Genomic DNA, 14,641 nt, shown 5'->3' with positions numbered 1-14,641 from the left:
TAATCATTCACTTCAATATCATCCTCAGTATATTCCGGGCAATCTTCACATTCGAGGCTTCGGTTGTACATTTGCATGGCGCGATAACTCATACCCATACTTGAGAATCCTCCGTCGTGGAAAAGATTTTGCATGGTGACCTTTTTCGTGAGATCGGAAAACAGGGTGATGCAATAATCTGCACACTCATCAGCGGTAGCATTTCCTAGTGGTGACATTCGTTCGGTAAAATCCATCAGTCCGTCCATCCCTTTCACCCCGCTACCAGCAGTTGTTTTGGTCGGGGACTGTGAAACAGTATTTATCCTGACTTTGCGTTCACGCCCGTAGATATAACCAAAGCTACGCGCAATCGATTCAAGCAAGGCCTTGGCATCGGCCATGTCGTTGTAACGGTAGAGGGTGCGTTGAGCTGCAACGTACGATAATGCCAACACAGATCCCCATTCGTTGATTGCATCCATTTTATAGGCAGCCTGCAGCACTTTATGGAAGGAAACTGCCGACACATCAAGTGTTTTCATTAAATATTCGTAGCTCAGGTCGTTGTAAGGGCGCCCTTTGCGCACGTTCATTGACATCCCGATGGAATGGAGAATAAAATCGAATTTTCCGCCAAAATGCTCCATTGTTTTTGATATCAGGTTCTGGATATCCTTTTCGCTTGTGGCATCAGCGGGGATGACGATTGCACTGGTTTTTTCAGCAAGTTCGTCAATTTCACCGAAGCGCATGGCAACAGGGGTGTTGGTCAATACAAAGCGTGCTCCCTCCTGATGTGCTCTTTCAGCCACTTTCCATGCAATGGAAAGGTTGTTGAGCGCTCCGAAAATAATTCCTTTTTTCCCTTCAAGTAATTTATTTGACATGATGTTCAATTTATAATTTGCGCAAAGAAACTAATTTTTCAACAGTTCTTTAGCAGTTTCCAATGCCGGGACAGTAACAGTGGTATCGCTGAGCATCTTAGCAATCTCCACAATACGCTCTTCCCTGAGAATTTGCCGGATATAAGTTTTTGTCTGTTCATCGCCGGTTTCTTTATACACTACATAATGATGTGCTCCACGTGCTGCAATCTGAGGTATATGCGTGATGGAGATTACCTGCATTGTCCTGGCCATGATCTGCATAATATTTCCCATTTTTCCGGCAACTTCACCCGAAACACCGCTGTCAATCTCGTCGAAGATGATGGTAGAAATCAAATTACGTGAGGTGTTGACTGATTTGATGGCAAGTAACAGCCTCGATAGTTCTCCACCAGAAGCAACACGTGCAAGTTCCTGTAGCTCTCCACCTTTGTTGGCATTAAAGAGAAAGCTAACGTGATCAAGACCATCGGGTGTAAGTTCATTGATTGGCAGTATATTAACACTAAACCGGGCGAGTGGCATCCCAAGTCCTTCGATGAGTTTGATAATCTCACTCTCAAATTCGGAACTGGATGAGTGCCGTTTTGCTGAAATTAATTCTGCACGTTGTTGAAGTTCACTCTCCAACTCGCTGATCTGGTTTTTCAAGTGTTCAATTTGCTCATTTAAGGATGAGTAAGCAGCAATTTTTCCGGCATATTCGTCTTTTACTTTCAATAACCCATCCACACTGTCAGTGCGGTGTTTATGCTGAAGGTGATAGATTGTATTCAGACGTTCGTTTAGCTGAATGACTCTTTCAGGATCAACATCCAGTTTTTCGCCCACTCTGCCAAGGTCTAATGAGGCCTCCTTTAATTCAAATAAACTGCTTTCGATCGTATTGTAAACGGTTTCGATGTCACTGTAATATGATCTTACCGGCTTGACTTCATGCATCAACTCCTGGATCATATCAATCAGACCATGCTCTCTGTCGAGTATTTCGGCGGCATTATGCAATCGTGTTTTGATCTCTTCAGCATGGGTAAGTAACTTCAACTCCTCTTCTGTTTGTTCCTGCTCCCCGGCAACTAACCTTGCTGTTTCGAGCTCCTCAAGCTGAAACCTGTAAAAATCCTGTTCCCTGGCCGCCTCAGCCTCTTTGGAAACCAATGCACCCAGGTTATGCTTTAGAGACTTTACCGTATCATAAACCTCACGGTATGACTGCAATTCAACACCAAGTCCTGCATAATTATCCAGTGCAGCCAGCTGAAAACCTTCGTCCTGAAGCGAAGTCACCCTGTTTTGTGAATGAATGTCAACAAGTTTTTCTGCGAGTTCTTTCAGCAGATTCAGGTTAACCGGTGTATCATTTATGAATGCCCTCGATTTGCCTGAAGGGAGGATTTCGCGGCGAAGGATCGCCTGGCTGGGATCATAGTCGAGACTATTCTCATCAAAGAAGCTTTTCAATTCAAGATGGTCGATGTTAAAAAAGCCTTCGACAATGCATTTTTCGTTTTTATCCATGAGCGATTGCAGGTCGGCACGCTGACCTAGGATCAGACCAAGTGCGCCCAGGATGATGGATTTCCCGGCTCCGGTTTCACCCGTGATCACCGAAAAACCATGATGAAAGTCAGCTTCCAGACTCTCTATCAGCGCATAATTCTTTATGGTTAAATGTTTTAGCACAAAAGCCAGGGTTGTTTACAAATGCACGGCAAACTTACACAAATAAATTTCATGGGAATGTGGTCAATTATTAAACACTGTCAGGAGCTGCGCACACTGGCAGGTTTTACCAAGCCTGACATAGATAAATCAGAAATTACTCCAAAGGAGTCCTGCGGACAAAATACAAAAAACAAATCTCTCCATAGGAGTCCTTAGGACAAATAAAATTCAATGTATAAAGGATCAAAAATAATATTGAAGAGTTTCGTATTTGAATTCTTTGAATTTCGCATTTATTTGTCTTTTGACATCTGTCATTTGAAATTTCTGCCAAAAAAAACACCATACACTTTGCCCTTTGCCCCATGCTCTTTGCCCCATGCCCTCAGCTCTCCTACAGCAACCCTCTTTTCTTCAGCATCGGCTCTTTTGACGGGGCTTTGCCACGGAATTTAATATAGAGTTCCATTGGGTCTTCAGTTCCACCTGGTGAGAAAATATATTGACGTAGTGATTTAGCGGTCTCAGGATCAAAGAGTCCGTTTTCGAGGAAAGCCTCAAAAGCATCATTATCCAGTACTTCAGCCCACAGGTAGCTGTAATAGCCTGCTGAGTAATCCCATGAAAAGGCATGAGCAAAATAGGTGGTGCGATAGCGCGGATCCATCTGAGGAATAAGACCGATGCGATCCATTGCATTCTTTTCAAACTGCAGTGGATTTTGAGTTTCAGCGTCAGTGAGTGTATGCCAGTCCATGTCGAGATAGCTGGCTGCAATGTACTCGGTGGTTGCAAAGCCCTGGTTAAATTTACTGGCATTCTGAATTTTTGTAATCAACTCATCAGGGATGGGTTCTCCGGTTTTATAATGCCTGGCAAAACTTTTCAAGACTTCCGGGTGTTCAGCCCAGTTTTCCATGATTTGTGAAGGTAATTCAACAAAGTCGCGCGATACGTTGGTTCCGGATAAAGTGAGATAATTGACGTTGGAAAGCAATCCATGTAACGCATGTCCAAACTCGTGAAACAGGGTTTCTACTTCTTCGAAGCTAAGCAATGCCGGCATTTCACCTGTCGGTTTCGAAAAGTTCATCACCATCGAAATGACCGGAGGAACGTTCTCTCCATTTCTTATAAACTGCTCGCGGAAGCTGGTCATCCATGCCCCACCGCTTTTTGATGCCCGGGGGTGAAAATCCATATAAAGGATCCCGATGTGCGATCCGTCAGCTTCCAACACCTGGTAAACAACAGCATCCGGATGATAGACCGGAACATCCTTCAATACGACAAATTGCAACCCAAACAGATTATTGGCTACTTCAAACATTCCCTGTAGCACATGTTGAAGTTCAAAATATTGGCGAAGCTCCTCTTCGTCAAAACTAAACTTTTGCTGCCGGAGCTTTTCAGCGTAATACGGCCAATCCCAGGATTCCAGCTTGAAGTTTCCACCTTCGGCATCAATCATTTTTTGCAACTCGATGGCTTCCTTTTTGGCATTCACCAATGCCGGAGTCCAAAGTTCATCAAGAAAAGCGTAAACCGTTGCAGGGTTTTTGGCCATGGTCACTTCGAGCGCAAAATCAGCATGTGTTTTATATCCCAGCAGATTGGCGCGTTTGACGCGCAGTGAAGCCATTTTTGAGGTTATCTCCTTGTTGTCATAAACATTATCGTTGTTACAACGGTTGGTATAGGCTTTCATCAACTTTTCGCGTAGTTTCCGGTTTTGGGCGTACTGTAGGAAAGGCATTCTGCTCGGGCTATGGAGGGTGATCAGCCAACTGTCGCTCAAACCCGCTTCACGGGCTGCATCGGCAGCAGCATCGCGGACACTTTGGGGTAAACCGGCTAAATCATTTTCTTCTTCTATTACCATTTGAAATGCATTTGTTTCGGCTAAAAGATTATCGCCAAACTTGAGGGAAAGCAATGAGAGCTCTGAGTTAATCCCTCGTAAAGTCTCCTTTTTCTCATTATCCAGCAATGCGCCATTGCGGGCGAATCGCTTGTAAGTTTTATCGAGAAGCATCTGCTGTTCTTTATCAAGCGAAAGATTTTCTCTTTTGTCATAAACAGCCTTAACTCTTTTAAACAGCCCCTCATTCAGCAAAATATCATCGCTGTGCTCCGACAACAACGGCGATGCTTCCTGGGCAATCTTTTGCAGTTCATCATTGGTATGAGCCGATTGCAGATTGTAAAAAACGCTGTTGACCTCAGTCAGCAAAAACCCACTGCGATCAAGGGCTGCGATGGTGTTTTCGAAACTGGCAGGCTCAGGATTATTCACAATGGCCTCAATTTCGGAAGCATGGGCTTTTATCCCTTCGTTAATCGCGGGTAAAAAATGCTCATTCCTGATTTTATTAAAAGGAGGAACATCAAATGGTGTGTTGTAGGTTGTCAAAAATGGATTCATTTCCGAATCGGTTTTAGTGGATTGATTACACGAAACAAAAGCAATGGCTGAAAGGATCAGCAGTGCGGCAAATTTTTTCATTCAGATAGAAAGTTTAGGATTAATAATCTGTTTATTTTGACGGCAAAATTAGCATAAATCGCTGATTGCGTTCGTTTGTCATTCACATTCCTGATCCTTTAATAAAGATGAAAACATTTGCCGGAAAAGCCCTAGAATTTTATCACAAACTGAACCTGGCAATCAACGTTCCCGAAATTGAAGTGATGAATCCATACATTCATCCGGTCACTTTTGATCTGGTGACAAGGTTCTTAAATAAATATTATGCTGATGACCAAAGCAGGGCATTCATATTCGGGATCAATCCCGGGAGGTTTGGCGCCGGGGTTACTGGCATTTCATTCACCGATCCCATAAATCTTGAGATGCATTGCGGAATACCAAATCACCTTCCAAAAAAGCACGAATTGTCATCCATCTTTATTTATAGGGTCATCGAAGCCTATGGTGGAGCTGATCAGTTTTTCAGTAAATTTTTTATTACGGCGGTTTCTCCTCTGGGGTTTACGAAAGACGGCAAAAATATCAATTACTACGACCAGCTAAACCTTCGTGATGCTGTTTATCCATTTGCTCTGAAATGCTTAAATGACCAATTTGAGTTTGGAGCTAACACCAGGATTGCTCTTTGTATCGGTGGGGATAAAAATTTCAGGTTTCTCAACACCCTCAATAGTGAAGTAAAACTCTTCAAAGAGATCATTCCTCTAGAGCACCCCAGGTTCATTATGCAATACCGCAGGAAATCAATTAATGAATTTTTAATAAAATATTTAAATGCTCTTAAAAATTGTGAATAAGACACTTAAGTATGGTTTAACTGTTTAATTTTGCAGCATCAATTTCTTTCAAAATACTCCATGAGCGACTACGAAAAAATCTTGCGCAATCGGCTTAAGCGGGATGCAATCATCGGAATTGGGATCATTTCCCTTTTGGTATTGTTGTATTTTGCCTCTATGACCCTGCTTTAACACTTTAACAGCCGATACATCAAACCGGTTGGCAAGGCTTACTATCTCCGATTTCTAAGCTAAAAAAATCAATCCCGGCTCTTGTTTTTCTTCATGGTGATCGTTTAGCTTTTACGAAAAAGTTATTTTTGGACAAAAATCCAAAATTAACGTGCAATGAATAAATTTACCTCCATTCTTGTGATTGTTGCTGTGCTATATTCATGCAAGCAAAAACAATCACTTTCGGCTGACTATCCGGTTGTTCCGGTGCCATTTACCAATGTAAAACTCACTGATCAATTTTGGTTGCCACGTCTTGATACCAACCGAATTGTTTCGATTCCATACAATTTTCAAAAATGTGAAGAGACGCACCGGATTGACAATTTTCGTGTAGCCGGTGGGTTGAAACAAGGCTCGTTTGTCGGGATTCGTTACAATGACTCCGATGTTTTTAAAGTGATGGAAGGAGCAGCATACTCGCTCAGCACCTATCCCGATCCAAAAGTGGAAGCATATATGGACGAATTGATTGCGGCCATTGCTGCGGCACAGGAAGAAGATGGTTATCTTTATACTGCACGAACCATTGACCCTGACACGATAATTCCTTATACTGGGGAGGAACGTTGGTCGTTTCTGCAGCAAAGTCACGAATTGTATAACATTGGTCACATGTATGAAGCGGCCGTGGCTTATTACGAGGCAACCGGTAAGCGGAGTTTCCTCGATGTTGCCATCAAAAGCGCCGATCTGGTCGTTAAGGTCTTCGGTACCGGCGCCGGCCAGCTGCGCGGGGTTCCGGGCCATCAGGAAATAGAGATCGGACTGGTAAAGCTTTATCGCGTGACCGGAAATAAAAAATACCTCGACCAGGCCAAATATTTTCTCGATGATCGCGGGAATGCTCAAGCACGAGAATTGTATGTTTACGGAAAAGATGGCTCCAACAAGACTTACACCCAGGATCATCAACCGGTAATTCAACAGTTTGAGGCTGTGGGACACGCTGTGCGGGCTGGTTACATGTATTCAGGTATGACTGATATCGCTGCGTTCACCGGAGATAAGGCTTACCGAAATGCTATTGAAAAATTGTGGGAAAATGTGGCTCTCAAAAAAATGTACATCACCGGTGGGATCGGAGCACGTCATTCGGGTGAAGCATTTGGCGATGATTATGAACTGCCCAATCTTTCGGCCTACAACGAAACCTGCGCTGCTATCGCCAATATGCTCTGGAACCAGCGAATGTTCCTGCTTTCGGGCGATTCGAAATATGTGGATGTGCTCGAACGGACGCTTTACAATGGATTCCTGTCGGGCGTCTCCATTCATGGTGATCGTTTCTTTTACCCAAACCCGCTGGAATCGGACGGCAGCCATGAGCGACAGCCCTGGTTCGACTGCTCCTGCTGCCCAACCAACGTTGCCCGCTTTATGCCGTCGCTGCCCGGCTACATTTATGCGCACACCGACAAAGAGGTTTTTGTCAATCTTTTCATTGGAAGTGAAGGGGCGGTGAAAATGGGGTTTGGAGATCTGAAACTGATTCAGCAAACCAATTACCCGTGGGATGGCGAAGTGAAAATTGAAGTGAACCCTTCCAGCAATGCTGAGTTCACAATGGCCGTGCGGATTCCGGTGTGGTCGGTCAGCAGCCCGATGCCGGGAGATTTGTACCAATTCAGATCATTACCAGCGGAAAAGCCGGTAATTTCGATAAATGGAGAAGTGCTTTCTTATGCGATAAAAGATGGGTATGCCCAGATTTCCAGGATTTGGCAGCAAGGCGATCAAATCGAACTGAATATTCCAATGCCTGTTACAAAAATTGTTTCAAAACCTGAAGTAAAAGAAAATACCGGTAGGATGGCCATCAGTCGCGGACCACTGATTTACTGCGCTGAATGGGTGGATAATGGAGGCAGGGTGCGTAATTTATTGGTTGATCCGGAACTTGAATTTCAGGTTGAACAAACCAACCTGGTGAATGGCGTATCCATTTTGAAATCGAATGCCTATCATGTTTCCAAAGATTCAAATGATGACCAACTCATCAAAACTGACCGTGAATTGGTTTTGATTCCCTATTATGCCTGGGCACATCGCGGAAATGGTGAGATGCTCGTGTGGCTGCCTTACGAAGAATCAGCCGCCAACCCTACCCCGCCGCCAACCATTGCATCCGAAGCAAAACAATCGGCATCCTACATTTACGACCAGATTTCGGCGCTCAACGACCAATTGATTCCTAAAAACAGTAACGATCATACCATCCCGCGTTTCACGTTCTGGAGTCACAAAGGAACAAAGGAGTGGGTAGAGTACGAATTCAATCAAGAAACCAGCATCGCCTACATCCATGTTTATTGGTTTGACGACGGCCCGGACGGAGGCTGCCGAATCCCACAAAGCTGGAAAGCATTCTACCTGGATAATGGAAATTGGAAAGAGGTCTTCAAGCACGGCCAATACCCAGTGTTGAAAGACCAGATGAACACCATCGAAATATCCCAGGTAAAAACCACCGCCATGCGTTTGGAAATCCAGTTGCAGCCCGATTATTCAGGTGGAATATTGGAGTGGAAGGTGGAGTGATTTTGAAAAAACAAAAGCAAACCTAGGAAGTGGTGTCATGATTTAAAAAATAAAAACAATTCAAAACACACAAACCCCGAAGGGGTGTCATGATCATAGAATCAAACAAATTGCAAAACAAAGAAAAACCCGAAAGGGTGACATGATTATAGAAACAATCAAATTACAAAGCACAGAATACCCCGAAGGGGTGACATGATTATAGAAACAATCAAATTACAAAACAAAGAAAACCCCGAAGGGGTGACATTTTCATCGACCAACACGATAAATCTCTGAAATTCAATCCATAAGAATAATGTATGAAAAAAAATCTCCTCCTCTGCCTCTCATTTCTTCTCGCTGCTCAGATTACCGGGCAGCAAAAACACCTTAATCAGGAAATCATTCCGTTTACGAATTTTACTCTCCGCATTCAGGATGAGCTTCACCAGAGCCTTTCCTATGGTAGTTTTTCAGATAAGGATAAGGCTGTTTCCGACAAAGTTCATTTTACAATAGCAAATGACCCCGATTTCCGAAAGTCATCGCTTTATCAGGTGGTCATCAAAAACACTAGCCCCGACACCCTCCGCATTTCCAATTTTGTCCCGTTTGGCGAAAATGAAAACCATGTTTACATCACTGCTACCGGGCCCTGGGCATTGGCTCGGGCGAAACTGTTCCGGCCGGGATTTGGTCCGGTAAATGTGACGTTACCCGACAACGCCTGGGAACTGGGTTATGCATCTTTTCCAATTGATGAAGGAAGTTCGGTCTGTGCGCTTGCCCGGCGTATAGGCTGGACCAAAGCACAACGGCGGCGTTATGAAACCATTGTGGAGCCTGGTGGTGATGTGACTTACAGCGTTTACCTCAACACTTTTGAGGGGGAGTGGCAAAACGGCCTGAAAAAGATGTTTCAGGAACATTACCTATTCGATCTTGACACCTTCGATCTGGCGTTGTATGAGCGCAAAGACCTGGCCTGGATCAGGAGCGCTTACCTGATGGTGTTGCAGTTTGCCTGGAATCATGAATTTTACGACTGGCAAACGCAAAAGTACAAGATTGATGATTTCCTGAAAAACCCTAAACACTTCGGTTGGTATGATGTCTTTGGAATCTGGCCGACATGGCCTCGCCTTGGTGTGGATGAACGCAATCAGTGGGATTTATATGGCGACCTGCCGGGCGGACTACCAAAATTAAGAGATATTTCATCGACAGCTGCAAGTCTCAACACCAGGTTTTTTATCGCCTTTAATCCCTGGGATCAAAGCACCCGCTTCGAAAATCCTTATGTTGGCATGGCACGATTGATTGATGAACTAAATGCCGACGGCGTAGTGCTCGACACCCAGGGAAGTTCAAGCGACCAGCTACAACGGGCTGCCGACAGCATCAAACCGGGCGTGATCATGTACAGCGAAGGAATGGCGGTGGTTAAAGATATGCCGGGAATTATTTCAGGCAGAGTGCACGACGCCATCTTCCTGCAGCCGGTTTTAAACCTGAACAAACTGATTAAACCGGATTTTGCCATTTTCAGGGTGTGCCAGCTTTCGCAGGGACGAATTCATCGTGAGACAGCCATCTCATTCTTCAACGGGTATGGAACAGAAATCAACACCTTTGCCCCGGGTCGACCGGATTGGATGGATGAAGAATACAGCCTGCTCGGAAGAACCACCATGATCCTGCGCGAAAACACTGATGCATTCAATAGTTATGAATTTACTCCTATGATCAATTCTACAGTTGACAGCATATGGATTAACCAATTTCAGACTGCTGAAAAAACAATTTACACCATCCTCAGCCTGAAACACAATGGCCACCATGGACATCTTTTTAAGGTGGATATCAATGAAAAGCATCATTTCATCAACCTTTGGAATCATGAAGAAGTCACACCTCAGAAAGAAGGCGGGAGCAGCTACATCCCGGTTTCAATCCCCCCTTTTAAACCGGAATTTACCGGAACAAGAAGAGAAGGACAGATTGACTGCATAGCCGGTTTCCCGAGACTGATCGCACTGGTTCAACAGGGGGATTCCCTGATTCTGACTGCCGGTCGGGGAGAGATGTTTAAACTTTGGAAGGGAAATCCATCCTATGAAATTGAACCGGTTGTATTTAATCTGGTAAACCTCAACATCAGGTTAAGTGAGTATTTTGGCCGTTATGAAGGCAAAATAGTCATTCAGCTCTTTGATGCCGGGTTGCTCGCCGATGAGTGCGTAATTGCCCGTGAAACCGGAGAGCCATTACTGATCAGTGAGTTCCGGAGGACTGGTTTCAATCCAAAAATCGCCAGTGAAATGGTGCTGATTCCAGACGGAAAATTCGCTTTTTATTCTACAAATAATGATCAGTTTATCCCCTACCCTTCCAATTCAGATTCGTCAATTGTACGGGTAAAGTCATTTTACATGGATAAATTTCCAATCAGCAACCGACAGTATTTTGATTTCGTGCGGAAAAGCGGTTATTTACCAAAAGACACGATGAACTATCTGAAACATTGGATAAATGGGAAATACCTACCGGAGGATGCTGACAAGCCGGTTACCTGGGTTGATCTTAACGATGCAAATGCTTATGCAACATGGATCGGCAAAAGACTGCCTACAGAAGCGGAATGGCAATATGCAGCACAGGGCTTGGATGGTCGCAAATGGCCATGGGGAAATGATCCCGATTCGACAAAATGCAACACTGGCACAGGGATGTTGCTGCGTTCAGACGCCTGGCCGGAAGGTTTTAGTCCATTTGGCGTGCATGACCTGGTGGGCAACGTATGGCAGTTAACAAACGATGTTTATGATAATGGCAGTTACAGTTTTGTAATGATCAGGGGAGGAAGCTATTTTAACCCGACATCAAGCTGGTGGTATGTGAAAGGTGGCCCACAGACACTGGACAGCAGGCAGATGCTGCTTCTTGTCGGCCCGGGTTTTGACCGGAATGCTACTGTGGGATTCAGGTGTGTGATGGATAAGTAAAATGTTTGGTGTCCCGACCTTTGGTGCGGGATGCTCGAAAAACTACGGTTTGGAACAAAAATGACTAAATTTTATGAGAAAAGGAGAAAATTACATTTTTTGGAAAAAGTATCTGTTGCTTGGGTTATTTTTCGGTTTTCTTTTGACGGGTTGTGTGAAAAAGACTGACCGGATGATTTCGGTTGGTGTAATTGTGACTGAAGACACGCAAGGTTCTTCAGAAATTATCGCCATGGAATCGCTTTTACATCAATTCGAAAAAATTGAAATTCAATTGATCAAAGTTGATGAAAATGCCACAGTGACCGAATCTTTATCTGATTTTGATTTGTTGTGGATACATCACAGAAATCCAACCGGTTTACCAGGGGAAATTACATCGACCAGCTTTGTAAAAACAATAAGTGATCACATCGAAAACGGAGGCAAACTCCTCCTCACCATGGATGCACTGCAACTCCTGCCTTTACTCGGTTTGGAGCAGCAACCTCCGGATACCATCTCCGTTGAAGCCGCTGACCGGGGTTACGGACGCAACCTTGGATTTCACTCGTTCCTGCACCACCCGGTGTTCGAAGGGCTAAATGGCGGGGTATATCTTTTCAATCCGGAGCATGACACCACAACCCGGCAAACTGGTTACTTCGATCCCGGATACATACCCGCCGGAAAAGTAATCGCCGTTGATTGGTCCTACATTACGTTTCATGAAGAAAAAAAACTAATCCTTGAATATTCAAAAGGGAAAGGCAAAGTAATTGCCATCGGTGCTTATATTGAATTTGGCATTCAGAATAAAAACACAGTCGAATTCGATCTGTTTATTCAAAATACTTTGGCTTACCTCACAAACCCGCTCCCTGAAAAAGTCAATTACTGGAATTACAATTACGGCACTGTGACTGAGTATAAACCTGATTTACCAGGAATTTACATACCAAACTCCAGGAAATGGGAGGTAATAAAAAATGAGTTGAGTTATTTAAGCGAAGAAGCATCAGCCGATTTCTGGGATCTGGCAGGGGAACGGATGCTGGTGATGGGAAAAGAAAAATCGGGTATCGACGAAATCTGGGCGCATCCCTTCATGGCACTGCGGGATTATGATGTTGGGATTGCTGAATACGAAACTAAAAAAATTGCATGGTTAGTGGATATCACTCCATCGGTCGAAATCAGTCCTGAAGCAATCATCCGCACATACAAACTAAAAACCGGGAGACTCAGGGAGATTATCGCTGTTCACCACGAAAATCCAACAACAGCTATTCAATATCAATATGATGGCCAGCCTATTACCTTATTTGTAAAATTCAAATCCAATCTCCGGCTGATGTGGCCATACTCTCATAAAGTGATGGGATCACTTAGATATGGCTGGGATGATGCAATTCAATCGTTTGAGATCAGTGATGGAAAAGAATATTTTACCTCTATGGTGGGGTTTAACCAAAAACCAACATCCCGCATGGCAGGCCGGTTTGATGGATTTGCTGAAGAAAATGTGCAATTAACAGGAATCCCGACAGAACTGCTGCAGGTAAGCGCTATGGCCTCATTTGAACTGACCAACGATCAAACACTGGATATTGTGATCAGTGCTTCAGATGCCAAAGATCCAAAAGTCTTTGAATATCAAAGTCAAGCATTGGAAAATTCATTTTTGGTGTATGAAAATGCCAGGGAATATTATAAAGCCCTTCTGGATAAAAAATTGATGATCAACACCCCTGATGAATCGCTGGACCAGGGCTACCGTTGGGCACTTATTGGCACCGACAGGCATTTTGTAAATACCCCGGGTGTCGGCAGGTCGCTGGTAGCAGGTATCGGAACAACGGAAAGAGGCTGGAACGGCAGGCATGAAATCAACGGGCGGCCGGGTTATGCATGGTACTTTGGCAGGGATGGCCAGTGGAGTGGATTTGCCATCAATGGTTATGGTGATTTTTTGAAAGTCAGGGACGTACTGGCTATGTTCATTAAATACCAGGCACTCAACGGCAAAATTTTCCACGAACTCACAACTTCAGGCGCTGTGCATTATGATGCCGCGGATGCCACACCACTTTTTGTGGTGCTGGCCGGCAAATACCTTCGTGCTTCCGGCGACATTGATTTTATCCGGCAAAACAGCACAAGTATTAAAAAAGCAATGGATTTCTGCTATTCCACCGACACCGATGGCGACGGGTTGATCGAAAACACCAATGTTGGGCATGGCTGGGTGGAAGGCGGCTTTCTGTTTGGCGGAAAAACCACCATTTATCTTGCCTCCTGCTGGGCAGAGGCATTGCGACAGTCATCTTATATTTCGGAGGCACTGGGCGAAGATGAACTCAGTATAAAATATCGATCCGATGCTGAAAAAGTCAAGTCCATCATTGCAAATCAGTTTTATAACAGTCAGGCTGGCTTTTACAATCACAGCCTCAAAACCGATAACACCTATATCTGGGAGAATACCATTATGCCGGCCATTCCAATGTATTTCGGGCATATTGATCAGGAAAGATCAGCAGCATCATTGGACAACTGGGCTTCCAACAACTTCACTTCCAACTGGGGAGTGCGCATCGTTGGCGAAGATAACCCACGGTTTCACCCGGCCGGTTATCACTCAGGAAGTGTCTGGCCGTTATACACCGGTTGGGTGGCCCTGGCTGAATTCAAACAGCATCGGCCAGTGCAGGCAATTGGACACGTGATGAGCACAATCAATATAAAAAATTATTGGGCCAAAGGTTTTGTGGAAGAAGTGCTGCATGGCGCTGAGTTTAAACCATCCGGTGTGTGCGCTCACCAGTGCTGGTCCGAGACCATGATCCTACAGCCGCTCATCGACGGAATGATTGGATATGAACCGGATGCGTTGAATAATTCATTGAAACTTTCTCCCGCAGTTCCCGCCAACTGGGATTTCTACGAATTTAAAAATATCCCGGTCGGCAATGAATTCGTTAACCTGAAAATGGACAGGACACCGGAAAAAACTAATTACCATTTCGGGTACACCGGCTCACATCCTCTGAATATTCAGTTCAATCCGGCTTTACCGGCAGCTACTTCAGT

General features: G+C 44.5%; 7 protein-coding genes. 4 read left to right on the top strand and 3 right to left on the bottom strand.

Features of this window, described 5'->3' with window-relative positions; all coding sequences use genetic code 11:
• From IH598_17425 to IH598_17415, 3 genes are all read right to left on the bottom strand, one after another.
• Positions 1 to 869, bottom strand: an 869-nt coding sequence (locus tag IH598_17425) for an enoyl-ACP reductase (GenBank protein MBE0640299.1), incomplete at its 3' end; no start/stop codon positions are given.
• 30 nt (positions 870 to 899) lie between these two features.
• On the bottom strand, positions 900 to 2,555 hold the full coding sequence (gene recN, locus IH598_17420; GenBank protein MBE0640298.1) for a DNA repair protein RecN: 1,656 nt from the start codon (positions 2,553 to 2,555) through the stop codon (positions 900 to 902).
• A 376-nt stretch (positions 2,556 to 2,931) separates the two neighbouring features.
• On the bottom strand, positions 2,932 to 5,043 hold the full coding sequence (locus tag IH598_17415) for a M3 family metallopeptidase (protein ID MBE0640297.1): 2,112 nt from the start codon (positions 5,041 to 5,043) through the stop codon (positions 2,932 to 2,934).
• Between the two features lie 107 nt (positions 5,044 to 5,150).
• Between IH598_17415 and IH598_17410 the strand changes: the two genes are divergently transcribed.
• From IH598_17410 to IH598_17395, 4 genes are all read left to right on the top strand, one after another.
• Entirely contained in the window at positions 5,151 to 5,825 is a 675-nt protein-coding gene (locus IH598_17410; GenBank protein ID MBE0640296.1) for a DUF4918 family protein, read from the top strand.
• Between the two features lie 330 nt (positions 5,826 to 6,155).
• Complete coding sequence (locus IH598_17405; protein ID MBE0640295.1) at positions 6,156 to 8,582, top strand: glycoside hydrolase family 127 protein; 2,427 nt, start codon at positions 6,156 to 6,158, stop codon at positions 8,580 to 8,582.
• A gap of 302 nt (positions 8,583 to 8,884) precedes the next feature.
• The gene (locus IH598_17400) at positions 8,885 to 11,569 is read left to right on the top strand and encodes a formylglycine-generating enzyme family protein (protein ID MBE0640294.1); all 2,685 of its coding nucleotides are present in this window, start codon (positions 8,885 to 8,887) and stop codon (positions 11,567 to 11,569) included.
• A gap of 73 nt (positions 11,570 to 11,642) precedes the next feature.
• Positions 11,643 to 14,641, top strand: a 2,999-nt coding sequence (locus IH598_17395; protein MBE0640293.1) for a hypothetical protein, incomplete at its 3' end; no start/stop codon positions are given.

This window comes from Bacteroidales bacterium, assembly GCA_014860585.1.
Taxonomy (GTDB): Bacteria; Bacteroidota; Bacteroidia; order Bacteroidales; family 4484-276; genus RZYY01.
Note: the sequence above shows the minus strand (reverse complement) of the source record. Positions and strands in the feature narration are given on the sequence as shown.

Bases quoted from the DNA above. Each gene is read 5' to 3' on its own strand.
- IH598_17415 (MBE0640297.1), bottom strand. From the start codon at position 5,043: ATGAAAAAATTTGCCGCACTGCTGATCCTTTCAGCCATTGCTTTTGTT.
- IH598_17410 (MBE0640296.1), top strand. From the start codon at position 5,151: ATGAAAACATTTGCCGGAAAAGCCCTAGAATTTTATCACAAACTGAAC.
- IH598_17405 (MBE0640295.1), top strand. From the start codon at position 6,156: ATGAATAAATTTACCTCCATTCTTGTGATTGTTGCTGTGCTATATTCA.
- IH598_17400 (MBE0640294.1), top strand. From the start codon at position 8,885: ATGAAAAAAAATCTCCTCCTCTGCCTCTCATTTCTTCTCGCTGCTCAG.